Below are 26,124 nucleotides of genomic sequence, written 5' to 3'. Positions count from 1 at the left end.
GCGCCGACCGACGAACCCGGTCCCGCGCGCGGATCGCGTCCCGAGCGCGCCCGGCTCGGCCGGTGTGCTCGGCGCGTGCGCATCCGTCCGTGACGCACGTCGGCCGCCCGCGCCGTGCGCGGTGTGCTCGCGGTCGCGGCAGTGGTCGCGCGTGGGCGCACCGCGGGCGCCTGCGAGCCGTTGCCGCCGGCGGGCGCCCTCCCGAGGCCCGAACCCGGAACCCTCGGCGACGATCGGGACGTCAGCCGGCCGACGCTCCCCCGGCGGCCGGACCCGAAGGCGACCCGGAACCGGGCGCGGCGGGGGCCGACGAGCGGGACACCGGTGCCGACGCACCTGGGCAGATCGGGTCGGAACGAGCCATCGTCATGCTCGGCTCCGCGCTCACCATGGTCGTGACGACGACACACGAATCGGCCCCGACCAGCGGGCCCTCGACGATGGTCGTCAGTTCGCCGGCCCGCGGCACTTCCGACTTCTGCACGATGCCTTCGCGGCTCTGGGCGGCCACGACGTATCCGACGATGCCGTCGGTCCGCACGGGCAGCTTCCACGAGACCATCAGACGTCCCTCGAACGACCTCACCGAGACGTCCTGGGGTTTGAACTGCGCGGCCGACTCGGGGGACATGAGGGTCGCGGGAGGCGGCGGAGGCGGAGGCGGAATCGCCTCGGGTTCCTTCTCCCGGCCGGACAGCACGACCACCCAGACCGCGCCGGTCACCACCACGGTCACCGCCACGACCAGCACCGGCGGAAGCCAGCGCGGGAATCGCCTCGGCGGCGTGGGCCACTCGAACAGTTCGTCGCGCTTGTCCTCGAAGTCCCACCCGTAGTCGCCGTCGCCGTCGGCGTCCGGGGCCGCGAGCATTGCGGCGAAGGGCGATGCCGCCGGATTCGATGGAGCCGGATCCGACGCCGAGGGCACCGGCGGCGGCGCGAACATCTGCGTCGGCTCGCCCAGGGCCCCGGGCGCGGCCGGCGACGCGTCGAGCGTCCCGTCCTCCGCACTCGGCCACCATCTCGGGGGCCGCAGGGATATCGGCGCGGCGCTTGGCGCCTGGTCCGGATCCGGCCTACCCGGCGTCCCGCTCGGCCCGGTCATCACGTTGATGCTCACTTTCAGCCCCCGTCGGGCGATCGGAACAGGACGCCCACCGATTTCGGGGACAACCTGCGAAAGACCCTGATGTAGGCGGGCGGGCGCCCTTCCGAACGGCGTACGGCCTCGGCCACACTCGCCCGGTCACGCCACGCCGCGTCCGCGTCCGCCTGTACGACCGCGCGTTCCCCGTAAGCGATGTCGTTGACCACCTCGGCCAACCCCGACAGCAGGCCGCCCACGTCGGGAGGCAGCCGGCTCGCCCCGTAGTCGGCGACCTCGCGCACCGTGAGCGACCGTCCGGCGGGCATGCCGGCCCCGGCCAGATCGATCTTGATCTCCCGCCATGCCCCGATGACCTGTTCGTCGGGACTCCCCCTGCGGCGCCGGCGTCGTCGGGCCACGACCGGACCGCTCACGGCCAACAGCACGTATCCGACAATGGCCGCACCGGCACCTGCCCCGGCAACGAGCCACCACCAGGGCCCCGTTGCGTCGCGGTGCGGCGCGGGCGGATCCTCCGGGGCGGGCCCCGAGCGCGACTGACCGGCGATCTGCTGGTCCTTCTCCGCCCGGGACGCGGGCTTGGCGGGGGTTCCCGCGACCGGCTCCTTCTCTTCCGGTCCCTGCTTGCGGCCACCCGAGTCGGTGGCCTGGCCCGGGGTGGGGAAGAACGGCACCCAGCCGACGCCCTCGAATTCGACCTCCGGCCACGCGACGATGTCGCCGCTGCGGACGTTGAAGACGCCGCCCGCGCCCTCGGTACCGCGCGAGAAACCCACGACCACCCGGGAGGGCAGGTTCAAGGTCCTGGCCATCACCGCGAAGGCGGTGGCGAATTGCTCGGAGGTACCTTCCTTGGTGTTCTCCAGGAAGAACTGGAGACTGCGGTACGAGTGTCCAGGAACCGCGGCGATGTCGTAGCGATGGTTGGCACGCAGCCATTGCCCGAGCCGCAACGCCTGCTGGTAGGGGAAGGTACTCCCCGCCGTGGCGATGGTGGCCTTGGCCCGCAACAGTTCGAGCGCCGGGATCGGCTTGCCCCCGGCATCGGTCTCCGGCAGGGCGGTGTGCGCCGGGTCCTCCGCGACCGCCAGGTATTGGAGCCGATCCGGGTCCAGTGCCGGGATCCGCGCGTCGATCTCGTAGCGCGTCCCGGTGCGCAATCCGGACCCGCTCGCCAGGACGCCGCTGGCGGGATCGACGCTCAGCTTCAGCCCGGGCGCCCGCACCTCGGTGGGACGATCCGTTTCCGGAATCCAGATGCCTCCCAGGTCCTGCACGGTCACCTGGTTGGCCACCGAGGCCGCGACCGGCGGACGGTGGTCGCTCGCGTCCGGCACCCGTCCGGCCGTGGGCCGCAGATCCTTCACCGGGTACCAGGTGGCCCCGTCGTACCGATCGAGAACGGTCAGGCGCCAATAGCGGTCGGGTGCGCTGGGACCCGCCACACTGAACATCGGGATGTCGGGCGACAGCAGCCACGCCGAGATCCGGTCGAGCGGGCTGATCCCGGACAGGGACATCGGCTCCGGCAACGCGACGAGATCCCGCAGATCGGGCGGACGCCGGGATTTCGCGCCGGGCAGTTCGGGGCCCAGCAAGGTCGCGATGGTCGCCAGCACCAGCACGATCGGCACGCCGACCAACGCCGTGCCCACCGGAGCTCGCCGCTCCGGCGCCCGGATCAACAGCAGCAGTCCGACCGCGGCGATCAGGGCGGCCGCGACCACGACGCGGGAGCCGGGAGCGGCGCCGCCCAACACGACGGGAACCACGAAGGAGAGCAGCGCCGGCAGTGCGGGCAGGGCGACCGTGCGGGTGCGGACGGCGAGTTCCGCTCCCGCGAAGGCCGCGACCCACACGCAGACCGAGACCAGGACGAGCAACTCGCCATCGGCCGGAGCCGGTAGCACGGTGGTCAGGATCGTCTTCGGGGCGTTGACCACGGCGGTACAGATGTCGACCGCCCCCTGCGGGGTGGGAACCACGTGGGCGACCGCTCCATCGCCGAACAGCATCGCCGAGACCAGCAGCAGCCAGACCACCGCCGAGAGCACGAGCGACGGCCACAGCGGGCGCACCACGCGCGCCTTCTCCGCGTCCACGACGAAACGCTTGGGCCCGCCGGAGCAGGCCAGCACCACAAGGGTGGGCGCCGCGGCCGAGACGACGGAGACGACCAGCACGTCGCGCACGTCGAAGATCCCCTGGAAGGCGAGTCCGACACACAGCGCCGCGGGCGCGGTGGCGAGCAACGACCAACCTCGACGCCGAATTCCGGGACCGCTCATCGCATGGCCTCCCGGTGCCAGGCCCTCGCGAGTTCTTCGAGATCCGTGACCAGGAGCCGGGTCACGTGCACGGGCAGCGGTACCGGACCCGGCGGTGGGCTCGCGGGTGCGGCGACCCGGACCAGGACGACCCGGTCGAAGCGCCGCGTGACGCGCCCCAGGGCGTCGAGTTGCGTGCTCGTCCCGGTCCCGGTGCCGGTGACCACCACGAGGGTGTCACTGTCGCGACCCCGCTCCAGCGCCTCGAACGCCTCGGTGAGGCGGTGTTCCTCGTCCGCCCCCACCAGTGCGAACAGATCCAGGAGACGCCCCGCGCCCGGGTCGCGGCCGTCCGCGCCGACGAGCGGACCCGCACCGGTGAGAACGCGTACGGGGAAATTCTTGCGCGCCACCGCCGTCGACACCGACGCGGCGACCTCCACGGCCAGTTCGAAGGTGTCGCTGTCCCGGGCGCGCGCTCCCTCGGAGGCATAGGAGGCGGGGGCGGTGTCCAGCACGATCGTCGTCGTGGGAAGACTCACGTCGATCATGCGGCGCACCATCATCACCCCGGTGCGCGCGGTGGACTTCCAGTGCACCCGTCGCAGGTCGTCGCCGAGCGTGTACTCGCGCAGGGAATGGAAGGTCAGCGTCCCGTCCTCGGCCGTATCGGAGGTGGGTCCCTCCAGGTGATGTGTGCGCCCGGCGGGAAGTACGGGCAGCGGCACGGTCCGCGGCCGGACCAGGAGCGTCTCGACCGCCCCGTGCTCGCGGGAGCGCCGGCCCAGGCCGAGCGGGTCGGTGCGCACCAGCGCCATCGGGCCCACCTCGACCGAGCCCCGGGTGTGGGTGGGCAGCGGGTAGCGGGCGCTCACCTCGGCCCCGGGCGCCACCGTGGGCAGCATGACCGGGAGGACCGGGGCGCCCGCGACCCGATCCTCCGCGCGAAGTCCACGCAGCGGCCGGGTACCGGTGTTCGCCAGCACCACGACGGCCTGCGCGGCATCGCCTCGGGCGACCTTCTTGGGCACCACGGTGCGCCGTGCGCGTACGGACGGGCGGGGGGCGGTCCAGGCGAGCGCGAGGACCACGGCCAGCAGCGCCGCGATGGCGAGTATCTGGGCCTCTCGGTATCCGAATCCCCAACCGGCGACACCCATGAGCACACCGATCGCCGCCATCGCGCGACCGGCCGGAGTAAGCATCAAGCGTGACCCCTGGACGCGGTCGGCTGCGGGGCCGGCACCTCGAGGAGGATCTCGTCGAGCACGTCCGCGGCGCTGACGCCGCCCAACTCGGCTTCCGGTGTCAGCAGGAGTCGGTGCGTCAGAACCGGGCGCGCCAAAGACTTCACGTCCTCGGGGAGGATGTGGTTGCGCTCCTCGGAGGCCGCGCGCACCCGGGCGGCGCGCACAAGGGCGACGCTGCCCCGAGGTCCCGCGCCCAGTCGCGTGTGCGGCGAATCGCGGGTGGCCCGGGCGAGTCGGACCGCGTAGTCGACGACCGGCTGCGCGGCGGCGACGTGGTGACGTGCCACCTGGATGAATTCCTCGATGTGCCGTGCGGTGGCGATGATCGGCAGGCCCTCGATCGTCGGCGCGCCACCCGCACCCGAAGCCACCGCCACCTCGGCGGCGAGATCGGGATAGCCGACCGTGATCCGCATCAGGAATCGGTCCAACTGAGCCTCGGGGAGCGGGTAGGTGCCGGCCATGTCGACGGGGTTCTGGGTCGCGATGACGATGAAGGGGCGCGGTACCTTGTGCGTCGTCCCGTCGACGGTGATCCTGCCCTCTTCCATCACCTCGAGCATGGCCGACTGGGTCTTGGGTGAGGCGCGGTTGATCTCGTCGCCGATCACCACGTGGGCGAAGACGGGGCCCGGCAGGAATTCGAAGGTGTTCGTCGTCTGCCGGAACATCGAGACACCGGTGATGTCGGAGGGCAGCAGGTCCGGAGTGAACTGGATCCGGTGCCACGACGCGTCGATCGAGGCGGCGATCGCCCGGGCGAGAGTGGTCTTCCCGGTTCCCGGTACGTCCTCGACGAGCAGGTGGCCCTCGGCGAACAGGGCGATCAGGGCCAGGTCCACGACCTCACGCTTGCCCACGACCACGCGTTCGACGTTGTCGCCGAGCACATGGAAACACTCTCGGAACAGTCGCAGGGCATCGCCGGCGTGGAACTGCGGTGCCCCGAGCGGCAGTTCGCCGTCCGCCGGGCTGGCGAGCTTGGTCACGGTGCTCCAGATTGGTGAAACCGCGGGCGACGGGACGTGAGTCGCCCGTCGCCCGCGGCGGAACTGATCAAAGGGTGCCGGTTGTGGACGGCTACTCGCACTGCCAGAGCGTGGGCGAGAAGGTTCCCTTGTTGGTGTTCGGCGTTCGGATGTACAGGTCGGACGTGTAACCGGTGGCGCTCTTCCCCGGTCCCGTGTAGACGATCAGGTCCCAGACCGCGCTGGTCACGTTGGTCGCGGTGCGGGTCTCGGTCGAGCCCATCATCTGGCACTTCACCGTGACGTTGCCGGTGTAGCTCGAGTCGATCTCACCCCTGCGGGTGCTCGCGTCCACCCGCGGCCCGGCATGGATGCCGATCCCGATGCTGTTGTTCCGGTTGGGCCCGACCTTGTAGGTCTTCGACGGCGGAGTCAGGTCGATCGTTCCGGTCACCGAGCCGCTGCCCGCCGCGTTCTTGGCGGTGACGGTCACCGGGTACTTCGCGCTGTTCTTCAGTTTCGTCGCCACATACGTCGTGCCGCTGGGGACCGAGTAGGTCTTGTCCGCGATCTTGACCTGGTAGGTGACCTTGTCGGTGGTGCCCTTCGGCGCCGTCCAGGTCAACGTCGCGCCGTGCCCTCCCGACGCGACCGAGATCTTGAGACCTTCCGGCTTGGGCGGCTTGACACACGGCTGGATGGGCGTGGAGTACCCCGAGTTCTTGATCTCACCGGGGAACTCGGCGCTCACGAAGAACTTGTACTCCGTACCGCACGTCCCGCCGCTGACCGTGAACTTCATCGTGCCGTCGGGCTTGATCGAATCCGGGCTGACGCTCAGCCCGGCCGTCAGGTTGCCCAGTCGGTAGCGGGTGGGCTTGGCGCCCTTCGAAGGCGTGAACGTGAGGATGATCTTGCCATCGCTCGACGTGGCCTTGGGCGTACCGGGCGCTTCCTTCGTCGGAGGGTCGGTCTTGGGCGGGCTCGCCGTGCCCGTACCCGGCGCCGGTTCGGTCGGGGACGCCGTCTTGGTCGAGCCGGCCGTGCCGGTCGGACCCGGAGACCCGGAGGACGAAGAGGACGCAGAGGAGGTGCTCCGGGTCGGGAGCGACGATCCGCTCGTCTCGGACTTGCTCGGTACCGGAACCTCGACGGGCGGCGTCGCGGTCACCGTAATGGTCTGCGTCGGAACCGGGACCTGACCGGTCTTCGGCGCGGACGGTTGCGGATCCGGTTCGGGGGCCTTGGGCTTCGAGGGCTTCGGTTTCGAGTCGTCTCCGTCGGAAGGCTCGGGATCGTCCCGGGGAACCTCTCGCGGTGGCGCCTCTCCCTGGCCCGGACGCTGTTCGTCGGTGGGCGGGGTGGACGGCGGTGTGGACGGAGACTGGCCGCCCGCGGGCGCCTGCGACTGGGCAGGAGTGGCCTGATCGCCCGGCACACCGCCGGTGCCGGGTTCGCCGTCCTTGCCGATCCGATGGATCCGACCCTGCATGTCGACGACCGCGGCGTCGGCGTTGTTCTGGTCGTTGACCCACAGTCGACCGTTGCGGACGTACGCCTCCAGCTTCCCCTTGACGCCGGTGACCTTGATCTGCTCCTCGAACTTGGCCTGCGACGAGTTGTAGACGAGCAACGAGCCGGTGTCGAAGTCCGGGATGTAGACCTTCGCGCCCAGGACGAGAGGGCTGCCGTAGGTGTGCTTCTCCGCTTGGAGAGGTACCGCCTGCACGGCGCCCGAGTTGATGTCGACGAGCGCCAGGGTGCCGTTGTCCGAGGCCAGGAAGGGCACGAGCGCGCCTTCACTGACCCCGGGCGTCAGAAACCTGTCCGGCGTTCCCTTGCTCAGTTCCATGGGCAGCCGAACGGTGCTCCCGATACCCGTGGCAGTCAGCATCATGGCCTTGCCGGCGGTCACATCCGTGACCACGATCCGGTCCGCGACGCGCCCGCCCGCGGACGAGGAGGACACGCCCTTGGCGAGCGTCAACGTCAACGGGTGGCCCGGCTCGGCGACCTTGATCGGCGCGCCGCGTTCGGAGCCACGGATCGGGATCACCTCTCCCGAGGCCGAGATCGGCACCCACAGCGTGCCGTCCGCGTCGGCCTGGGTCTTGCCGAACGGAAGACGGCCGCCGTGCCCGTCGTCGAAGACGATCGCCTCACCCATGAGTGCGAACGCGCCGAATCCGTTCGGCGCGTTGCCGGCGGGTTTGGGGTCGATGCGTTGCACCTCTCCCTTCCCGGGAGTGACGCGCCACGCGTTCCCACCGCCGGTGACGATCTCCTGGTTGGGGGTCCCGTCCGTCGAGGTCTGGGCGACCGTCAGCTGGCTCGGGTCGATCCGACTGACCTGCCCGGTCCGCTCGTCCAACACCAGGACGGTCTTGCCGTCCTGGCTCACCTGCAAGGACGTGGGCTTTTGGCCACCCGGCAGCGTGATGCGCGCGTCCACCTGACCGGTGAGGCCGTTGACATGTACGACGAGGTTCTTGGAGCCACTGGGCAACCACGCGCCGACATCGGACAGATCCGTGTCCGCACCGGCGGCGCCGATGCCGACCACCACCGACGCGGCGATGACGGAGACCGCCGCGCCGATCGCGACGATCGTGGTGGGACGGTTCCGATCCAAACGCAGACGGGCGAGTCCGGGCAGCCGCCACTTTCGGCCCGTACCGAGCGGGTCGGCCCGAGAGTCCTCGGTTTCGGGTTCGGGTTCGCCGGCCGCCGGTTGCGCCGGCGGATCGGGCGCAGATCGCTGAGACATGGGGGTTCTCCCTGGAACACGGACCGATCCACGATCCTCATGCGCCGAACGGGTCACCGACTAGCCATTTTGCGCGGGCCGTTCGGGCACGTTCTTCGGATAGTGCGAGACACGTCGCGAGCCACCGGGCCGCGGACGTCGGGTCTGCGGCGCCGCGGCCGACCGACGGACGGCCGAGCCGCGCTCACGGGACGCCTGCTTCACGATCGCCGAAACGATCACCCCGGGCTTGAAGAATGCACGAAGGGAGTCGAGTTTCCGGAGCGCGCCCACAGCCGCACGCGAGCATAGAACGCACGCATTCCCCGGGCAATCCTCCTCGTGCATCACCGGGCAATGTTCAACCACTTCGGTGAATCGCTGTGCGGAATTTCATCGACTCTTCGGATACACGCCTATGCGGGTGGACGGAGGATCGCGGGGAGCGGTGACCGGTCGGAAGATCCCGATGCCGGGGCCGGCTATCGACTCCGGTACCGAAGTGTCGGCCGAGAATGCTTGCACCTCACCCGTGGCGACCGGCGCCGAAACCACGGCGGGCGGCGCATCGCGGTCGACGAAATGATTGGCGGCGGATTCTTGCTGCACCGTTCCGTAGGCGATCCCGGAGTCGCCGACGGATTTGAGAATGACGGTTTTCGAAAGCGGGTCCTTGCCGAGGCAGACGGCCTTTCCGGCGGAAAGATCGAAGGCCAGCGGTCCGGCGACGACATAGCGGTTGTCCGGTGAGCTCGCCGCCGTCAGTGGCAGACCCGCCCGGTTCTGCGCGAGATCGATCTCGACCACGCACTCGGTCGATGCCACCGCGGCGCCCGTCGCGAGGTCGTGGGCCACGTAGAGGACCGACGGGCGGGTGTCCCGCTTGGTGACCTGCCACCAGGCGGCGATCACGGCAGTCCCGGTCACGGCGATCGGCGCACCGAGTGGGCGTCCTTGAGGCGCGACCGCTTCGCTGTTCCAGCGGTCGGAGACCCCGAAGCCCCGCAGGCAGGCATCCGAGAAGTCGATGCGATCGCATTTGGCGTCGATGAGCGAGAGCATGCCCGACGAGGTCAACTCGATGGGCGCGGTCCGGACCTCGCAGGGAAGCCCGTCGAGACACTTCGATCGCTTCGTGGTTGTGGCGACGAACCGCTGGTTGCTTCCGTCGACCGGATCCCACGAGTTCCCCGCCTCGATCGCGCCCAGGGGGCCGACCGATGATTCGGCGAAGAGCACCCCACCATTGCCCACCACGACGGCCGAGCTGTCCAGCCTGCCCTCGACAAAACGTTGGATGTGCCTGGTTGGCGCCACCTCCAGACCTGAGCCGACGACCGGGAAGGAATCGACCACGACGACCTTGGCGGACTTCGCCAGGGCCTCGTCGGGCGTGTTTCCTCGGCGCACGACGATCACGAACTCGCCGCCCGCCGTGTTGATCACCTTCAGGGTCGGCGGTTCGGGCTCCACCAGGATGGACAAGGGAGCCGAGGTCCAGAGCACCTTGCCGGTATCGCCGCTGCGGGCGATGACCCGGGCCCCATCCGTGCGCTCCGAGGTTTTCGGCGTCTTGGTGGACGTCGGTGTGGGGGACGCGCTCTCGCCGGCCTTGTTGTCGTCACCGCCGGCGTAGATGTCCAGAAAGAGCCCGGAGATCGGCGCGACCGTGAACACTCGACCGGCCTCGCTGGTAGTCCAGCCTCGGGTCGCGTCGAACCCGGGCGGAGTGGTGAGCTTCAGCGGAGCACTGCTCGGGGCCTCCGTGGGGTTCTTCGGTCCGGTGCCGCCCCCCGATCCGGTGGAACACCCCGCCAGCACGAGTACGAGCGCGATGACCCAGGCCAGTCGCCCGGAGCCCAGGCGCGGACCGGGCGACCGCGTGGGGACGGTGACCTGCCTCGTCGACGCCTCGTGGGGGCCGGTCACAGGCACTCCTCACATACGGAAACGGTTCATGGAACGGGCGGTGTCGGGAAAGCGGCCACAGGTCTGTGCCGGGCCGGCGATCATTGTAGGGACCGGAATGCCCTGAGCACTTTCACTGTGCACAGTGAAACCACGGTGCCGTCTTTTCGAACCCTCACTGTGCAATCACATACTCATCCGACTCGAACCCGGGCTTGTACGTGGTTGTCGCTTGACTAATCCTGGACCTCTCCTCGATGGTTTGCTTGGGCCGCCGGCCTCGAACAGCCGGCAAGCCGGCCGGACGGACCCCTTGTCGGATGACACCCGGCACCTTTCCTGCTCGGCATGCAGCCGGGATGTAGTCTTCCGACCCAACGGTCCTGATGAATGGTCCTGATGGTCTCGTAATCCGGTCGCAAACGGGAATGCACGATCCGTTCACGCGATCCGGGAATCACGTTGTTCGCGGCACGACTGGGGGTGGACGAGATGGCAAAGAAAACACTCGTCAATCCGTGGATCCCCAACAATGAGGTTCCCCGCGACGCCGACCCGGCACAGCCGCAACGCACCGAAGCCGTCCGCACTTTGGGGCCGTCGAGCCCCCAGACGGCGACCGTGACGGCGCCGAGCGACGGCGGGCTGCCGATCCGGTACCTGCCTCCGGAGGCATCCGCTCCGTGGTGGTGGGTCGGTTGCCACGGGGGCGCCGGCGTGACCACCCTCCGCTCGGCGCTGCGCTCCGGCTCCGATGCCGAACGTCACTGGCCGGTTCCGGCGGACGGCAGCCGCGCCTCGGTGGTGCTGGTGACCCGAACACATGTCTCGGGCCTGCGAGTCGCCCAGAGCGCGGCCCGACAATGGGCCGCCGGCGCGGCCCCCGTGCACCTTCTCGGCCTGGTGATCGTCGCGGACGCTCCCGGCAAACTGCCGAGACCTCTTCAGGATCTGGTGAAGCTGGTCACCGGCGGCTACCCGAAGGCGTGGGCCGTGCCCTGGGTCGAGGACTGGCGACTCGGCGAGAGTCTCCTCCCGGCCCAGTTGCCCAAACCTGTGGCTCGACTGGCCGCAGACCTGTTCGCCGCCACCTCAAGATCCCCGGGGGATACACAGTGAACTCCATCATCATTCCGAAGCTCTACTCCATCGTGGGCCTTCTCCCGATGGACAACACGGACCCGAACGCGCCCGTGGGCAAAACCACCGTCAAGATCGACTCGGGCCTGGGCAATGGCCTGGGCAAGGTGATCTCGATCGGCGCGTGGCTGGTGCTTTCCCTTTGTGTCGCCGGTGTGCTCCTGTGTGCGGCGCAGATGGCCATCGCCCGGAAGAACGGTGGCGAGTCGGCGGTCATCGGCCTGGTCTGGACCTTGGTCGCGTGCATCATCGCCGGTTCCGCCTCCGGCATCGTGACGATGGTCGTCTGACAGCCGCCACGGCCAGGTTCGAGAAGACGGGGTACAGGCCGCGATGGCGATATTGAGGAAGTCCCGATCCTCGGATCGGATGGACCGGGATCCGGATGTCGGCAGCCCGTTCATGCAACCGGGCTTCATCGCCTCCGGGTTGCTGCTCAGCATGGTGCTGGTCACCGGGATCGTGATCTCACTCGGTTTCGAGGATGACGGGCGCGGCCGACCGGCACCGGTACAGGCGCCCGGAGTCGCTCCCGTCGCCCAGGGCGCGACGACCGGCGGCGGTGCGGCCGCCCCGGGAGGCAACCCCTCGACGACCGCCGAGTCCCAACCGTGCCCGGCAGCGGAGGGCGCCGACCAGACGATCCCGGAGAAGCAACCCGACGACCTGGACTGGCAGATCTATCGCTCACTCGTAGCCCTGCCCTACTCCAAATCGGCGGGGCCGGCCCGGTCCTCCGGCGGTGTGATGAGGTGCTACGCCCACAGTCCCACCGGAGCCCTGATCGCTCTCGCACAGATCGACACCCGGTACTTCCTGAGCAGCGACTGGAAAACGGTCGTGCAGCACCAGGTCTACCCGGGGCCGGGCCGCGACGTCTATGTCGGCCAGCGTGGCGCGACCTTCGACACCAACCCGATGGCGGCGCCCGGTCCGGGCAAGGTCGACCAGTTCTCCGGGTTTCGCTTCGTCAGCTACACACCTGCTTCCGCGGTCATCGAGCTCGTTCGCCGCTCGTCCAGTCACGGCCTCAAGTCGACCGTCCACACCATGGTTTGGGACTCCGGTGACTGGAAGTTGCAACTGCAGTCCAATGGCGCCGACACGTCGATCACGCGAGGGATCTCCTCCCTCGCGGGGTTCGTGTCCTGGGGCTCGTTCTAGACCATGGCTCGCACACGGGGTGATCAATTGAACGGCGTCCGCAACGACGGATGGATGCGGCGGACTCGGGAGTGGGCATGCGCGTGCTGACCGGTTCCGCCCTCACCCGTATTCATCGTCGGGCACGCGCGATGCGACGCTTCGCCGGGGCGGTGACCGCGGGAATGATCGTTGCGGCGCTGCTCGGGACGTTGGTTGTCGGCATGTTGGCGGCGCCTGCGGCGGCCAAACCTGTCGCCGCGCCCGAACAGGCGCGGCCGGCGCTGCTTCCGATGAAACCACACGAGCACGACGCCAATTTGGTTTTCCGGGATGGCTGCGTATATGTCCCTCAGAACATCGACGGCTCGAAGTGGTACCTCTACTGCAGTCAGTCGAAAGACGTCGAGCTGAACAACAGAATCGTCCTCTGGAGCAACGAGGACGGCTCGCGTCTCAACGGCCATTGGGCCGTGGCCAGGGGAGGGGAGGGCTACGGCACGTGGCAGCCCAGGGACGTCACCGACGAATACGCCGCGCTGCAAAAGGCGCAGGAGGCCTGGGCGGGGCCGGGTACCTGCGATAACCGACATGATCTGAAAAAAACCGACTCCTGGCCCAATGGTAAGTGCACCCCGTTCGACGGCACTCGAAATCCGGAGCCCGACCCCGGTTGGAGCAACCTGCGCAACCGTTTCACACAGGAATCCCTCCTCGAGTACGCCAACCCGACGGAGGGGCCCGCTCCCGGTGGCCCGTCCAACGCGCGCCCGGTGGCTGCCAACCCTTGCGACGTACTCAAGGGATTGACGGACAAGAAGATCACCTGCGCCGACCCCCGGATCGAAAACCCTTGTCCGGCGAGCAAGTTGACCGAGGAAAACATTCTCAAGTCGTGTCGCGAGCAGAACGATATGTTCCTCACGAAGTTCTGCGACATTTACAAGGAAAAGTGCGGAGATCGCGGGACGGACGCCGGGGAGTGCGACGTCGCCGGTGCGTCCGGCTGCCCCATGGATTCCGATAAAGGAGCCCTCAACGACGGCGTCGTCACCGCTGATGAAGGACTCGTCAAGGGTCCCGACTTCATGGAAGATCCGATCGCCTGGACGAAGTCCCATCTGGCTGCGGCAGCCGCAGCCGTGTCGTCGTGGTGGATCACCACGGACGATCCCTTCATCGACAACACGCACGGCTACGACACCAAGAAGACCCTGGAATTCATGACGCGTTACACGAACGTCATTACGTACTTCCTGGTTGTCCTGTCGATCATCATCGCCGCGATCCGCATGGCGTTGAGCCGCGACGGTACGCCCGCCGCCGATGTCGCCAAGAGCATCGTCACCCTGATCGTCGTCTCCGCCCTCTCCGTCACGGTCATCAACTACCTGGTGAGCGCGTCGACCATCTTCTCGAACTGGTTCCTCGTCAAAGGCCTGCGCCCCGACCTCGAACAAAATCCCTCACGGGACAAGGCACAGGCGGCGGCTATCGACGCAGTCAACACCTTCACTGCCGGGCTGACCGACCTCAACTTCTTCCTCTTCCTCTTGGCCGCGCTGTTCATCATTGTCGGCAGCCTGACCCAGTACTTCTACATGGTCGCCAGGTTCTTCCTGGTGATCACGCTCGCGGGAACCCTGCCCTTGGCCGCCTCCGCGACGAACACGGAGGCCGGCAAGGACTGGTTCAAGAAGCACCTCACCTATCTCGCCGCCTTCATCCTGGTGAAGCCGGCCGCCGTCATCGTCTTCGTCGCGGGGGCCAGGTTGTGGGCACCGACGAAGAGTCATGAACTCGACACCGAAACGCAGTTCCGAGGTCTGTTCATCATCATCCTGATCACGTTGATGCTGCCGGCGATGCTCCGCATCGTCGTTCCGCTCGTTTCCCCGGCGGCCGGTTCCGAGGGCGCGAACATGGCGCTCGCGGTCGGCGCGCCGGCCGCCGGAGCCAGGGCGCTCGGCGCGGTGGCCACCCTCGGCACCGCAGCGGTTGCCCGTTCCGCTCAGGGCGCTGCCTGGGTAGCGGGGGCGGGGCGCGGAGGCGGCGGCAACGGCGGGCCGGCAGGTAACAATGCCCCTGGCGGTGGCGGCGGCGGTGGCGGTGGCGGCGGTGGCGGCGGTGGCGGTGGCGGCGGTGGTGGTGGCGGCGGCGGCGGTGGCGGTGGCGGCGGCGGCGGTGGCGTTCCCCCGGGCGGCGGCGGTGGCGGCGGCGGCGGGCCTCTGCCCACCGTGGACCGCGACACGGCTCAAGCCTCCTTCGTCGACGACGCTTCGGAGTTCAGGGCGAACCAGGTCGGCTACAACTTGCGCAACGCGACAATGCAGCAGATGGCCGACCCGAACTTCGATCCCGCACAGGGGATCGGCAGTTGGTGGAGCAATATGAGCACCACGGTCGAGAGTCAGCGGGCTCAGCACCAGGCGGCAGGTATGTCGGACGCGGACGCCTTCCAGCGCGTGGCAGACGACACCGGCTTCGCGCTGCCTCGAGGAACCCAGGCCGATGCCTGGGCCGAATGGGACAACTGGCGAGGAGGCACTGAAGCCGAGATCGCACGCACCAATACAACCGATGCAGGACGCATGGACGCCACCGCCGAGGCCTTCATGCCACAGGGCGCCGCCTACACCCCACCTTCCTGATCGAGCCCTGAGGACGAAACCATGACCACACCTGATGTACGTACCTACGGAAACTGGCGCAAGCCGACATCCCCGGGCATTCGAGGGCTCGGCCTGGCCGGCACGCTCGTCATGTTCGTCGGCCTCCTGCTGGTCATGCTGATGATGTTCGTGTCGCTCTTCGCCGCACTCGGGTTGGGCGTCCTGGTGGCGCTGTCCCTGGTGCCGCTGCTGATGCGCGACAAGCACGGGCGCAACGGCGTCCAGTGGTTCACCGCCCGGGTGGCGTGGAGCCGGGGGAAGACCAAGGGGCAGCACCTGTACCGTTCCGGTCCGCTGGGGCGAGTGGCGGCGGGCACCTGCAAGTTGCCCGGGTTGGCCGCCGCGTCACGCCTCTACGAGGCGGAGGACGCGTACGGGCGTCCGTTCGCGGTGCTCACGGTTCCGGCCACGAACCACCACACCGTGGTCTTGACCTGCAACGCGGACGGCGCCTCTCTGGTCGACTCGAACCAGGTGGACACCTGGGTCGCCTACTGGGGCCAGTGGCTGGCGCAGCTCGGTCACGAGCCGAGCCTGGTGTCGGCGTCGGTGACGGTCGAGGCCGCGCCCGACACGGGCGAGCGGCTCCGGCAGGAGGTCTTCGCGAACATCTCCCCCGACGCGCCGAAGCTGGCCAGGCACGTCCTCAACGAGGTGGTGCACGGATACCCCCAGGGCTCGGCCCAGTTGTCGACCCGGATCGCCCTGACCTACTCCGGTGTGGCTCGGGCCACCGGTGCCAGGCGCACCGCCGAGGAGATGGCGATCGAACTCGGTACCCGTCTGCCCGGTCTGTCGGCGGGGTTGCAGATGACCGGGGCCGGGCCGGCCAGCCCGATGACCGCCCTGGAACTGACCGAGGCGGTCCGGGTGGCCTACGACCCCAGTGTCGCCGGCTTCATCGAGCAGGCACGCAGCGAGGGCGGGACCGAACTCACCTGGGACGACGCCGGCCCGATGGCGTCTCAGGAGACGTGGGATCACTACCGTCACGACGGGGCCTACTCGATCACCTGGGCGATGTCCGAGGCTCCGCGAGGCGAGGTCTTCTCGTCCGTGCTGCACCGGATGGTCCAGCCGCACCCCGACATCATCCGCAAGCGCGTGACGCTCCTGTACCGCCCGCACGATCCGGCCACCTCCGCGCGCCTGGTCGAACGCGACCGCAAGGACGCGATGTTCCGGGCCAAGCAGGCCAAGGTCAGCAACGCGCGGGACACCGTGGCCGTGCGGGCGGCGGAACAAACCGCGCAGGAGGAGGCGACCGGGGCCGGCCTGGTGCGCTTCGCGTTGCTCGTGACCGCGACCGTCGCCAGCGCGGACGAACTCAAGCTGGCCGCCTCGGCGGTGGACAACCTGTCGGCGGGCTCGCGGATCCTGCTGCGCCGGGCCTACGGGGCACAGTCCGCGGCGTTCACCGCGGCACTGCCGCTGGGCATCGTGCTGCCGCACCACCTCAAGGTTCCGCAGGTGGTGCGCGAGGCCATGTGAGCCGACGATTTTCGATGGCGAACCGCGGAAGGACAGATCACAAGGCGTAAGGGGCGAGGGCCGTGGCGGCGAACACGAACACCGACAAGCGGGCGAAGAAGAACCAGCCGTGGAGCGGCTTTTTGGATCGACCCGACGGGGCCTCCGCCCCGCCGGCCGCACCCGTCGAGTCGACCAAGGAGAGCCGAAAGAAGGCCGCTGCCGCCAAGAAGAAGGCGAAGAAGGCGAACCCGGGTCAACCGATGCGGCCGCGCCCCCGCGGCTTCGCCGGCTGGGGCCGCGGCGCCGCGTCGTACGTCGAGGCCCCGCCCGAGTGGCGCGGCACGACCGTCCAGGTCTGTGGTCTATGGCCGTTCGGAGCCGGCTCGGGCACGCCGGTCGTGGGCGTGCCGCTGGGACGAACCCTGACCAGCGGCGCGACGTTGTGCTGTGACCCGGTCAGCTGGTTCCAGCGGGCGAACCTGATCCTGAACCCGAGCGAGTTCGTGCTCGGAAAGCCGGGCCTGGGCAAGTCGACCCTCGTGCGCCGGCAGGCGTTGGGACTGGCCGGGTACGGCGTACTGCCGCTGGTGTTCGGCGACCTCAAGCCGGACTATGCCGACCTCATCCACGCCTTGGGCGGGCAGGTGGTGTCCCTGGGGCGCGGGCGCGGAAACCTCAACGTCCTCGACCCCGGAGAGGTGACCCAGGCCGCCCGACGCCTCACCGGGGACGCCCGTCGCGCGCTGCTCGCCGACGCGCACGGTCGACGGCTGAACGCGGTCGCCTCGTTGATCACCGTGCTTCGTCAGCAGCCGCCGACCGACCGCGAGGAGACCATCCTCAACACGGCGCTCAAGGTCTTGGACGAACGACACCAGGGCGTACCGGTGTTGTCGGATCTGCTGAAGCTCATCCAGGAGGCCCCGGAGCCCGTTCGAGCGGCCGCTCTGGACCGAGGGGACTTCAACCGCTATCGGGAGCTGACCGACGACCTCGAGGCGTCCTTGCTCGGCATGCTCAGCGACGGTCGTCTGGGGACGATGTTCTCCAATCCGACGACGGAGCCGATGCACCGTGACCGTCCGGTCTGCTTCGACGTGTCGAGCATCGACGACTCGGAGACACAGCTCCAGGCGGCGGCGCTGCTCGCGTGCTGGAGCTACGGCTTCGGTGCGATCTCGGTGGCGCAGGCGCTCGCCGATGCGGGGTTGGAGCCACAGCGGCACTACTTCGTGATCCTGGACGAACTGTGGCGGGTGCTGCGGGCGGGGCGGGGCCTGGTGGACCGCGTCGACGCGCTGACCCGACTCAACCGAACCCGCGGTGTGGGCATGGCGATGATCACGCACACGATGTCCGACCTCCTGGCGCTTCCGGCCGAGGAGGACCGGATGAAGGCCAAGGGCTTCGTCGAACGGGCCGGGATGGTCATCACCGGTGGTCTGCCCGCTTCGGAGATGCCGCAGTTGACCGATGTCGTCAACATGACCGAGGCCGAACAGCACATGATCACCGACTGGTCCACGCCACCGTCGTGGGATCCGGGAAGCGGTCGTGAGACACCGCCTCCGGGGCTGGGCAAGTTCATGGTCAAGGTCGGTGGCCGACCCGGCATCCCCTTGGTCGTACAGCTCACTCCGGCCGAGTTGGACGTCAACAACACCAACCGCAGATGGCAGAAATAGCTATGCGAAAGAACCGCTCGTTCTGGGCGATGCTGATATTCGCCATGGTGACGCTGTTCGTCACCATCGGCGAGACGGCGGCGAACGCGGCCGAGGTGTCGCGGGTTCCGGCGCTGCGTCCCATGGATCCGCCGCCGGATGACACCGATCCGGACCAGGGTGGCGGGGATGGCTGGTTCGGCTCGGGGGACGACAAATGTCGACACCTGCCCTCCACGCTGTATGTGCCGCGGGACATCGACGGCTACGCCTTCAACTGGTACTGCCGAAACGGAAAGAAGGGGATTCTTCGCCGCAGGTTCGAGGACAAGGTCAACGGCAATCACGCCAGCATCAAGGAGCTGAAAACTTACGCTGCCGAGAAGGCGGAGATCAACGGTCTCTTCAACTTCGACGACCTGAAGGAGGAACCGTGTGAGGTTTTCCAGAAGTACAAAGCTGATATCGAACAAGCCCAGTGCGTCCGGATCAAGTCGTCGAACTTTCCGAAGATGGCCGACGAGGCCGGAAAGGAGACGTTCCTCAAACCGTGTGAGCAGTGGGAGAAGCTCATCAGGGACTTGGCCAAGAAGGGCGAGGCGCAGCCCTATTCCTCGGCCGACCGCGAGAACATCTCCTACTGCAATTCGGAAAACCCGATATTTCAGAAGGTCTTCAAGGTCATGTCCCGTGAAGACCGCAACGCGGGTTACGACGTCCACGACTACACCGGACCGCAGAGTCTGGTGGAACCGCTCGGATCGCTCATCTCCATCGGCACCTGGCTGGCCATGGCCATGTGCGTGATCGGCGTACTCATCTGCGCGGGCAAAATGGCGCTCGCCTATCGGGGCGGCGGGGAGGAAGCGGTGACGGGGCTCATCGTGGTGCTCGTGGCCTGCGTCCTGGCCGGAGCCGCGATCGGGATCACCCAGATGGCGCTCGTCGGCTGACGGTCGCGACGACGCGGGCCGTCGGCGGGTGTCGAAAGCCGGGGCCACGGAACACGATTGGATGGTGTGGCGATGAGCGCCACGAACAAGCGGCGCGGACCGAACCCGTATGTGGAGGCGTGGGCCGTCCTCGCCCTCCTGATGCTGGTCATAGTCGGGACCGGGGCCATGTGGATCGGAGCGACTTTCGCCCCTTCGGCGAAGGACTCCCCCGATCCCCCGGCCTTCCCTCCCCTGCTCGTGATCCGGCTCTTCACGGGCGACTACACCTGGCCCGGCACCTCGGCGACCGTGATCACGGTGGTTGTGATGCTCGTGCTCCTCGTCGCGGGGCTCGTCGTCTGGTACTTCGTCGCGACCCGCGAGGAGGTCCTGGTCGACCGGGCCGCGCCCTACCTCGGCAAGACACGCGACCTGCGGGCGGTGACCACCGCGGGCGTCCGCAAGACCGCGGCGCGACTGGGCGTGGACCCCGCCGACTCGCCCGGCGTGTACGTCGGGAAGAAGATCGGCGGCGGCGAGGATCTCTGGGGTTCCTGGGAGGACATGCACGTCGACATCTGGGGCCCGCGTACGGGTAAGACCGCCACCCGCGCCATCCCGAACATCGTGGCCGCACCCGGTGCCGTGATCGTCACCTCGAACAAGCGCGACGTGGTCGATGCGACCCGAGGGGTGCGCGAACAACGGGGCAAGATATGGGTGTTCGACCCGCAGAACCAGGCGGGCGAAAAGCCGACCTGGTGGTGGAACCCACTGTCGTACGTGCGAGGAAGCATCACGCTGGCGGTCAAGTTGGCCGGCCGGTTCGCGTCGATCAACCGTCCGGCGCACGCCCGCTCCGACGCGTATTTCGAGCCGGCCGCCGAAGACCTCGTCGCCAACCTGCTGTTGGCCGCGTCCGTCGCCGACGTGCCGATCACGCGCGTGTACACCTGGCTGACCAGACCCACCGACGAATCCCCGGTGCGAATCCTGCGCGACGCGGGTCACCCGCTGTCCGCCGACGCCGTCGAAGCCCTCATCACCGCCCCGGACCGGCAGCGAGCCGGCGTGTACGGCACCGCGATTCAGATGGTGTCGTTCCTGATCGCGCCCAGCGTGACCGAGTGGATCACCCCTGGCAAGAACCCGGATCGGCCGCAGTTCGACTACCTGGACTTCATCCGGTCGGGGCGGGACACGCTCTACCTGCTGTCCGAGGAGACGAGCAAGATGGCGGCCCCGCTGGTGTTGGCCCTCACCGCCGCACTGGCCGAGGACGCGGGGAACATGGCTCGCGACGCTCCCGGCGGTCGGCTGCCCGTGCCGATGCTGATCGTGCTCGACGAGGCCGCGAACGTCTGCCCGTGGAAGGCGCTTCCGGATAAATACACGCACTTCGGATCTCGAGGTGTGGTGATGATGACGATCCTCCAGTCGTGGTCGCAGGGCGCGGCGGTGTGGGGTGAAGGCGGCATGGCCAAGCTGTGGGGAGCCTCGAACGTACGTGTGTACGGAGGTGGCGCGCTCGACATGAAGTTCCTCGGTGACCTGTCCAAGGCGGGCGGCATCTTCGAACCGGCGACCAATTCCGTGAGTCACAAGACGACCGACCTGTGGGAACGCAGCGTCAGCCGAGGCACCCGCTCGGAAAGCGTGCTGGACGAGGCCGACTTGGCTGCGATGCCCCGGGGGCGGGCCTTCGTGCACTTCAGCGGTTCGCAACCGGTATTGGTGCGGACCGTTCCCTGGTGGGAAGGACCGTACGCGGACGCCATTCGCGCGTCCATCGCCAAGTACGACCCCGGTGCCGCCGAATCCCCGGTGTTGACCGCCGCCGACGCGGCCGGTGTGCAATTGGCGAAGTCCACATGAGCGGCGACGAGGTCGAGAACCCGTGGCTCGACGGCCAGGAGGACGACTGGCCGGAGCCGGAGCCGGCATACCCCGAAGGGGGGCCGGGGTACCCCGAAGGGGGGCCGGGGTACGGCGACGCCCCGTCGGAGGACGAGCCGTTCATCGAGGAGGAGAACCCCGACGACGCCATGCCGGATCTCGTCTTCGGATCGGTGGACGAGTTCGTCACGGACTACCTCGCCCAGGTCATCCGACGTCGGATCAACCGAGCGACGGCGATCTGGTGTCCGGAGTGGTGGCAGCACCCGGAGGCGATCGCCCGGATCGCCTCCTTGTGGCGGGCGTTCGAGTTCCTGCGCCTGGACGCCGCGCTCGGCATGTCGACGTGGTGGTTGCATCACGCGGATCCGCACCTGCGCGCGCTCATGGATCCCGACTACGGCCCGTTCGCGATCTGCGATCCGCGGGACGGCCACGCGGAGAGGCCGCTGGAGCCCCTGGTGCTCGTACCCTCGCCGCCGGAGATGTGGGACCACCCGGCGTTCAGTCTGGCTGCCGCCGAGCGTGAGCACGCTGAAGCGGCAGCGGGCGCACCCCCGCCCCCGACCGCGGGAAGACCGAAGGAGAAGACGCTGGGTTCCAACCTCGGAGCGTGAACGAAATTGTTGGCGATCAAGAAAGGAAGTTCGGTAAATGTCAGAGCTCGATGCGGCCGGACTGGCCGGTATAGCCGTCACGGGTTTTATGACGCTTGCCCAGTTGCCGGACGCGAGGAGGGTGGGCAGGTTCGCGGAGATGCGCAACGACCTGCAGGCCGCCATGAATTTCGGCGTGAGCGCCGTCACCCCGGATCGACAGCGAGCCTCCGCGCTCTATCTGCGCGCGGACAGACAGAACCACAATCAATACGTCGAGCCGCGCCGGACCATCGGGAGGGGATGATGATCGCGCTCATGACTCGTTGTCGAAACGGGTCGGCGCCGTGGTGAAAACCCTGTTCAAGCCGATGCTGCTTCCTATGATCGCCGTGCTCCTGGTCATCGTCGTCTTCTGTGTCTTCGTGCTGTGGATTCCGGCCGCGAAGAAACACAAGGACGAGTCGGGGGGCGACGACGGTGGCGGTGGCGGCACCACCGCCACGTATTCGAGTACCGCGGTCCCCGCCGCCTATCGGGGTTTCATCGCGACGGCGGGCAGCCTGTGTCCCGAGGCGCCACCACAGCTCATCGCCGCCCAGATCGAGACGGAGAGCGGGTGGCGCAAGGACATCGTGAGCCCGATGGGGGCAATCGGGCTCAGCCAGTTCATGCCCGACACCTGGAAGACGTTCGGCGGCGGGAAGGATCCCACGGACCCCGAGGCGGCCATCACGGCCCAGGCGAAGTACGACTGTGCCGTGGTCCGTGACGTCGAGAAGATGAAGGCCGGGACCTTCGGGACCTGCACGCGCAGGGACGGGGCCACGAGGCCGGGGCCGAAGGCCGGTGAGGTCACCGAGAGCACCCAGAAGCTCATGCTCGCGAGCTACAACGCGGGTCCCGGAGCCGTGTGCTACTACCGGGGCATCCCGCCGTACAGGGAGACGAAGGGCTATGTAAAAAAAATCACGGACCTGATGGAGACGAAGTATCAGGGCACCGTGGTCTCTGCGGTCTACCACACGAGCAACAACAACACGATGGCCGGCAGAGCCCTCAACATTGCGATGAATATCGCCAAGAACACGAAGACGCCCTATGTATGGGGCGGTGGCACCCCGTCGGGCAAATCCGGATACGGCGGCGCGGACCTGCAAGACGAATCGAAGGAAGGTTACGACTGCTCCGGCCTGGTGCTGTACGCGTATTACCAGGCTTCCGGGAAGAAACTCACACTGCCTCGGACCGCAGCCGAACAGGGACGGTACGGGCGGGAGGTAACCCGTGGTACCGGTCGCGTGGACGAGTCCAAGTTGGTCCCCGGTGACGTCATCACGTTCGCTCGCCCCGGAGAGGAAGCCCACCACATCGCCATCTACTCAGGACCGGGGATGACAGTCAATGCGTTCAGTTCGAAGGTCGCCTACCCGTACATCCGCACGGACCCCTTCAGCAGTTTCTCCAAGGGAGACATCTGGGTCGGCGTCCACTTCACCGATCCCGGTGCAACCGCCGCCGCGTAGGCGCAGTCGGGTGATCGCGACGACCGGACTCGCCGCGGCCGTGCTCTTGTCGGTCGCGGGTTGCGGCAAGAGCCTGAAGGACCTCGAAGGCCGGGACTCCCCGCGTACCCCCACCGCTTCGGCCGCCTCGGGGGGTGCCCCCGAGGCCGGCAGGACGGGGGGCACGTCGGGGAACGTGCCGTCCGTGCCATCCGTGCCGACCCTTCCGACACCGACCAGGAACCCGACGGGCCCGGCACCGTCCGTGCCGCCGAGCGCCCCGGTCGACGGCCGGGACGCCATCGCCGTATCCAAGGCCGCGGCCACCACCATGTGGACCGTGGACACGGGCGTCGACACATCGCTGCGGGACGCGACGCTGCGGGCTGCCCCGTACCTCGATCCCGCGTACCTGGCCGACCAGCAAGCCGGCACGCCGATCTCGGCCCCCGGAGCCGAGTGGCTCACCTGGGCCGAACACCGGGCGGTCACCCGCGTCGTCGCCACTCTCGCGGACGACATGGGCAAGCCCGACGACACGCCGGTCAAGGCCTGGCACGCGTGGAGTCTGCGGGTCACGCCGTCGGGGCCGGACGGGTGGCAGGGCACCCCGGTGACCGTGGTCGTGTTCGTGTCCCTCGCGCGCTCCGGGCCCGATCAGCCGTGGAAGGTCGTCGAGGCGGCCGACAGCCGTCCCTGACACAGCACGCCTCGCGGGCGTCACCCGTCAAACGCTCGGGACGCTCGATCGGCCGTCCGGATCGTCACAGCCGGCACGAAGCCGATCGTCGAACCCGAAGGGACAGGACACATGACCGACACACGCGGTGCGCCCACGACGGACGCGGACCTGCAAGTCCAACAGCGCGTGGAAGGCGGGGGCCGGGTCACCACAGACCAGGCGGTCGCCGCCGCCGGTCGCTCCATCTCGGACCAGGGCCGGATGAGCGGTGATCAGGTGGACCGGCTGACCCGTACCGAGCAGGAGCGTGCGTCGACTCTGGCCGAGCAGGACGCTGTGGATCGACCCGGCCGCGCCGCGGGCGTCGCCGGCGACGTGGCCGCCGAGGGAGCTCGTTCGGTGGAGCGGCCGACCCGCGAATCGTCGCGATCCGCCGCGGTCCTCGCCGCCGCGACGGTCGCGAGCGGGTTCGGCCCCACCGACCTGTTGCGCGACGATCGCGGGCGCGCACGTCGGCAGGAGGCGGCGCCGGCGGCCCGCGCACACGATGCCCGCGGTCTGACGGTCGGTCTCGACGATTGATCGCAAGTACCGTTTGAGCGCGCCTCTTTCGGCAGTCACCGGGCGGTCCGGGAAGGAATCAGGACGGACGCTTCGGGCGAGCCGACGTGACGCGAGCCGCGGAGACCAGACCGGAGCTTGCGAGCAGCGCGATCTCGCGCTGCTCGCGGGTGGAACGAGCGGCGGACTCGATACGAGACACGAAGTCGGGAATCTCGCGAAACGGTCCACGCCGCTCTGCGGAGGCCGCGTTGCTCCTCGACGGACGGGCGTCGGCTCGCGGGGGAACGGGCGCGAAAGCCGCACTGCCGGGTCTCTCGGGGGGCGTCCAGGACACCTGCCGCGCTCGGGGCAACTCGGCGGTGTCGACGTCGACGGGGGAGCCGACGGACGCATCCGCCTGGGCCGCAACGCCGGACACGGCCGATCCCGAAGGGCTCGATGAGATCACCCGGCCCGGCGAGGGCGCCGGCCTCGGCGGGCTCGCTGGGCTCGGCCGGCTCGGCGCACTCGTTGGTTCCGGCGGGCTCGGCGCACTCGCGGGACTCGGCACCTCGGCCACAGCCGCCGACGGCCGCGAACCGGAGTCAGGTTCACGCGACTTGGCACCCGAGGCCCGCTGCGGCGCCCGATCGGGTCCGGTGCGCGGGGCCAGCGCGAGCAACGCCCGGGCAACGGCATCCCAATAGAGTGCGATCACCGCCGGCAGCAATCTGCGGTGCACGCAATCCGTCGCCTGCGCCCACATCCCGCCGACCGCGGCGCACGCGCAGGTCGCGTATTCCAACAACGGTCGGCTCCACCGCGGCACCAGGGACGTGCGCGCGTCGAGGATCGCCTCCCCGGCATTCGAGGCCGGGCGAACCCACGCGATCGAGCCCCTCTCGATCCGCCCTCGCAGCGCCTCCAAGCGCTCGCCCGAGGACCGCTCCCCGGCAAGCGGATCCCGCAGTCCCCCGATGCTCTTCGCGAACACGTCGGCCTCGGGCAGCAACATGTCGAGTTCGCGCAACATCCACGACGCCGCAGGATCTTGGCGCAGTACAGCCCGCCAAGTCGCGTACCACATGCGGTCGAGCCGGCGCAGTGGCTCGCCGACGAGGCGACGCCACCGCTCGGGCGACGCCAGCTCGCGGGCCACCCGCCTCGACGGACCCGTCCCGGGAGCGGATTCCCGCGGGCCCTGGAGCGCCCGGACGTCCAGGTCGAACGCGGCAACGGCCGCGAGGTTGTACAGCAGGGAGCGCGAGAGCCAATCGTCGCCGGTGCACGGCGTCAACACCTGCGGGGACGGGACGTCCAATCGTCCGTCTCGGGCCTCCACGCAGATCCCGTGCTCGGCGAATCGGGACGACAAGGCCGTGCGGACCTCTTCCGGGCATCCCTGCGACGACAGCTCGTCCAAGGCACGCCGCAGCTTGTCGATCGCGCCGTGCACGATCAGGAGACCCTGCTCGTCGGCAGCGCGCCGAGAGGAATCCATCGGTGAATCCGCTCCTTGCTCATCCGTGAAACCCGCACGACCGGAGAGATCGACGACGGTCCGGGCGGATCAAGACCCGACGCCGACCCGGACCCCATAGAGACAACTTTAGTCGCCCAGGCGACGC

20 protein-coding genes are annotated in these 26,124 nt (G+C 68.7%); 13 read left to right on the top strand and 7 right to left on the bottom strand.

All coding sequences use genetic code 11. The features are described from left to right. Nucleotides 1–241 precede the first annotated feature (241 nt). The 6 genes from OG928_RS31870 to OG928_RS31845 form a co-directional block, all read right to left on the bottom strand. Entirely contained in the window at nucleotides 242–1,120 is an 879-nt protein-coding gene (locus tag OG928_RS31870; RefSeq protein ID WP_406290243.1) for a hypothetical protein, read from the bottom strand. Between the two features lie 2 nt (nucleotides 1,121–1,122). Beyond that, complete coding sequence (locus OG928_RS31865; RefSeq protein ID WP_406290241.1) at nucleotides 1,123–3,396, bottom strand: transglutaminaseTgpA domain-containing protein; 2,274 nt, start codon at nucleotides 3,394–3,396, stop codon at nucleotides 1,123–1,125. Then, nucleotides 3,393–4,556 (bottom strand): DUF58 domain-containing protein, encoded by a 1,164-nt coding sequence (locus OG928_RS31860; protein ID WP_406290238.1) that lies wholly within the window; start codon nucleotides 4,554–4,556, stop codon nucleotides 3,393–3,395. Before OG928_RS31860 ends, OG928_RS31865 begins: the two co-directional genes overlap by 4 nt. Nucleotides 4,557–4,579: 23 nt before the next feature. Further along, nucleotides 4,580–5,614 carry an AAA family ATPase gene (locus OG928_RS31855; protein WP_406290235.1) on the bottom strand — a complete coding sequence of 345 codons (1,035 nt, stop codon included), beginning with the start codon at nucleotides 5,612–5,614 and terminating at the stop codon, nucleotides 4,580–4,582. Nucleotides 5,615–5,705: 91 nt separating this feature from the next. Then, nucleotides 5,706–8,360 (bottom strand): fibronectin type III domain-containing protein, encoded by a 2,655-nt coding sequence (locus OG928_RS31850; protein WP_406290233.1) that lies wholly within the window; start codon nucleotides 8,358–8,360, stop codon nucleotides 5,706–5,708. A 372-nt stretch (nucleotides 8,361–8,732) separates the two neighbouring features. Beyond that, complete coding sequence (locus OG928_RS31845) at nucleotides 8,733–10,016, bottom strand: hypothetical protein (protein WP_406290232.1); 1,284 nt, start codon at nucleotides 10,014–10,016, stop codon at nucleotides 8,733–8,735. Between the two features lie 723 nt (nucleotides 10,017–10,739). On the opposite strand from OG928_RS31845, the gene OG928_RS31840 reads away from it, so the two are divergent. From OG928_RS31840 to OG928_RS31780, 13 genes are all read left to right on the top strand, one after another. After that, nucleotides 10,740–11,366, top strand: coding sequence for a DUF6668 family protein (locus tag OG928_RS31840; RefSeq protein WP_406290230.1), 627 nt, complete (start codon nucleotides 10,740–10,742; stop codon nucleotides 11,364–11,366). Next, nucleotides 11,363–11,677, top strand: a complete 315-nt coding sequence (locus tag OG928_RS31835) for a hypothetical protein (RefSeq protein ID WP_406290227.1) — start codon at nucleotides 11,363–11,365, stop codon at nucleotides 11,675–11,677. The genes OG928_RS31840 and OG928_RS31835 overlap by 4 nt, the downstream gene beginning before the upstream one ends. A 79-nt stretch (nucleotides 11,678–11,756) precedes the next feature. Next, entirely contained in the window at nucleotides 11,757–12,551 is a 795-nt protein-coding gene (locus OG928_RS31830; RefSeq protein ID WP_406290225.1) for a hypothetical protein, read from the top strand. A gap of 77 nt (nucleotides 12,552–12,628) precedes the next feature. Next, nucleotides 12,629–15,181, top strand: a complete 2,553-nt coding sequence (locus OG928_RS31825) for a hypothetical protein (protein ID WP_406290223.1) — start codon at nucleotides 12,629–12,631, stop codon at nucleotides 15,179–15,181. A gap of 21 nt (nucleotides 15,182–15,202) precedes the next feature. Further along, the gene (locus OG928_RS31820; protein WP_406290221.1) at nucleotides 15,203–16,693 is read left to right on the top strand and encodes an SCO6880 family protein; all 1,491 of its coding nucleotides are present in this window, start codon (nucleotides 15,203–15,205) and stop codon (nucleotides 16,691–16,693) included. A gap of 62 nt (nucleotides 16,694–16,755) precedes the next feature. Further along, on the top strand, nucleotides 16,756–18,360 hold the full coding sequence (locus tag OG928_RS31815) for an ATP/GTP-binding protein (RefSeq protein WP_406290219.1): 1,605 nt from the start codon (nucleotides 16,756–16,758) through the stop codon (nucleotides 18,358–18,360). After that, nucleotides 18,348–19,292, top strand: coding sequence for a hypothetical protein (locus tag OG928_RS31810; RefSeq protein ID WP_406290216.1), 945 nt, complete (start codon nucleotides 18,348–18,350; stop codon nucleotides 19,290–19,292). Before OG928_RS31815 ends, OG928_RS31810 begins: the two co-directional genes overlap by 13 nt. Nucleotides 19,293–19,364: 72 nt before the next feature. After that, nucleotides 19,365–21,149 carry a type IV secretory system conjugative DNA transfer family protein gene (locus OG928_RS31805; RefSeq protein ID WP_406290214.1) on the top strand — a complete coding sequence of 595 codons (1,785 nt, stop codon included), beginning with the start codon at nucleotides 19,365–19,367 and terminating at the stop codon, nucleotides 21,147–21,149. Then, nucleotides 21,146–21,787 carry a DUF4913 domain-containing protein gene (locus OG928_RS31800; protein ID WP_406290212.1) on the top strand — a complete coding sequence of 214 codons (642 nt, stop codon included), beginning with the start codon at nucleotides 21,146–21,148 and terminating at the stop codon, nucleotides 21,785–21,787. Before OG928_RS31805 ends, OG928_RS31800 begins: the two co-directional genes overlap by 4 nt. A 37-nt stretch (nucleotides 21,788–21,824) precedes the next feature. Next, nucleotides 21,825–22,073, top strand: coding sequence for a hypothetical protein (locus OG928_RS31795; RefSeq protein WP_406290210.1), 249 nt, complete (start codon nucleotides 21,825–21,827; stop codon nucleotides 22,071–22,073). A gap of 76 nt (nucleotides 22,074–22,149) precedes the next feature. Continuing rightward, complete coding sequence (locus tag OG928_RS31790; protein WP_406290209.1) at nucleotides 22,150–23,292, top strand: NlpC/P60 family protein; 1,143 nt, start codon at nucleotides 22,150–22,152, stop codon at nucleotides 23,290–23,292. 10 nt (nucleotides 23,293–23,302) lie between these two features. Beyond that, on the top strand, nucleotides 23,303–23,971 hold the full coding sequence (locus OG928_RS31785; RefSeq protein ID WP_406290207.1) for a hypothetical protein: 669 nt from the start codon (nucleotides 23,303–23,305) through the stop codon (nucleotides 23,969–23,971). Nucleotides 23,972–24,082: 111 nt separating this feature from the next. Next, entirely contained in the window at nucleotides 24,083–24,535 is a 453-nt protein-coding gene (locus OG928_RS31780; protein WP_406290204.1) for a hypothetical protein, read from the top strand. A gap of 58 nt (nucleotides 24,536–24,593) precedes the next feature. Here OG928_RS31780 and OG928_RS31775 read toward each other — a convergent pair whose 3' ends face one another. Next, nucleotides 24,594–25,997: a hypothetical protein gene (locus tag OG928_RS31775; protein WP_406290203.1), complete on the bottom strand. Its 1,404-nt coding sequence runs from the start codon at nucleotides 25,995–25,997 to the stop codon at nucleotides 24,594–24,596. Between the last annotated feature and the right edge of the window lie 127 nt (nucleotides 25,998–26,124).

Origin of the sequence: Embleya sp. NBC_00896 (assembly GCF_045207785.1) — a bacterium.
Lineage (GTDB): Bacteria > Actinomycetota > Actinomycetes > Streptomycetales > Streptomycetaceae > Embleya.
Note: the sequence above shows the minus strand (reverse complement) of the source record. Positions and strands in the feature narration are given on the sequence as shown.

Bases quoted from the DNA above. Each gene is read 5' to 3' on its own strand.
- OG928_RS31865 (WP_406290241.1), bottom strand. From the start codon at position 3,396: ATGAGCGGTCCCGGAATTCGGCGTCGAGGTTGGTCGTTGCTCGCCACC.
- OG928_RS31860 (WP_406290238.1), bottom strand. From the start codon at position 4,556: ATGGCGGCGATCGGTGTGCTCATGGGTGTCGCCGGTTGGGGATTCGGA.
- OG928_RS31850 (WP_406290233.1), bottom strand. From the start codon at position 8,360: ATGTCTCAGCGATCTGCGCCCGATCCGCCGGCGCAACCGGCGGCCGGC.
- OG928_RS31840 (WP_406290230.1), top strand. From the start codon at position 10,740: ATGGCAAAGAAAACACTCGTCAATCCGTGGATCCCCAACAATGAGGTT.
- OG928_RS31830 (WP_406290225.1), top strand. From the start codon at position 11,757: ATGGACCGGGATCCGGATGTCGGCAGCCCGTTCATGCAACCGGGCTTC.
- OG928_RS31825 (WP_406290223.1), top strand. From the start codon at position 12,629: ATGCGCGTGCTGACCGGTTCCGCCCTCACCCGTATTCATCGTCGGGCA.
- OG928_RS31820 (WP_406290221.1), top strand. From the start codon at position 15,203: ATGACCACACCTGATGTACGTACCTACGGAAACTGGCGCAAGCCGACA.
- OG928_RS31810 (WP_406290216.1), top strand. From the start codon at position 18,348: ATGGCAGAAATAGCTATGCGAAAGAACCGCTCGTTCTGGGCGATGCTG.
- OG928_RS31805 (WP_406290214.1), top strand. From the start codon at position 19,365: ATGAGCGCCACGAACAAGCGGCGCGGACCGAACCCGTATGTGGAGGCG.
- OG928_RS31800 (WP_406290212.1), top strand. From the start codon at position 21,146: ATGAGCGGCGACGAGGTCGAGAACCCGTGGCTCGACGGCCAGGAGGAC.
- OG928_RS31795 (WP_406290210.1), top strand. From the start codon at position 21,825: ATGTCAGAGCTCGATGCGGCCGGACTGGCCGGTATAGCCGTCACGGGT.
- OG928_RS31790 (WP_406290209.1), top strand. From the start codon at position 22,150: ATGATCGCCGTGCTCCTGGTCATCGTCGTCTTCTGTGTCTTCGTGCTG.
- OG928_RS31780 (WP_406290204.1), top strand. From the start codon at position 24,083: ATGACCGACACACGCGGTGCGCCCACGACGGACGCGGACCTGCAAGTC.
- OG928_RS31775 (WP_406290203.1), bottom strand. From the start codon at position 25,997: ATGGATTCCTCTCGGCGCGCTGCCGACGAGCAGGGTCTCCTGATCGTG.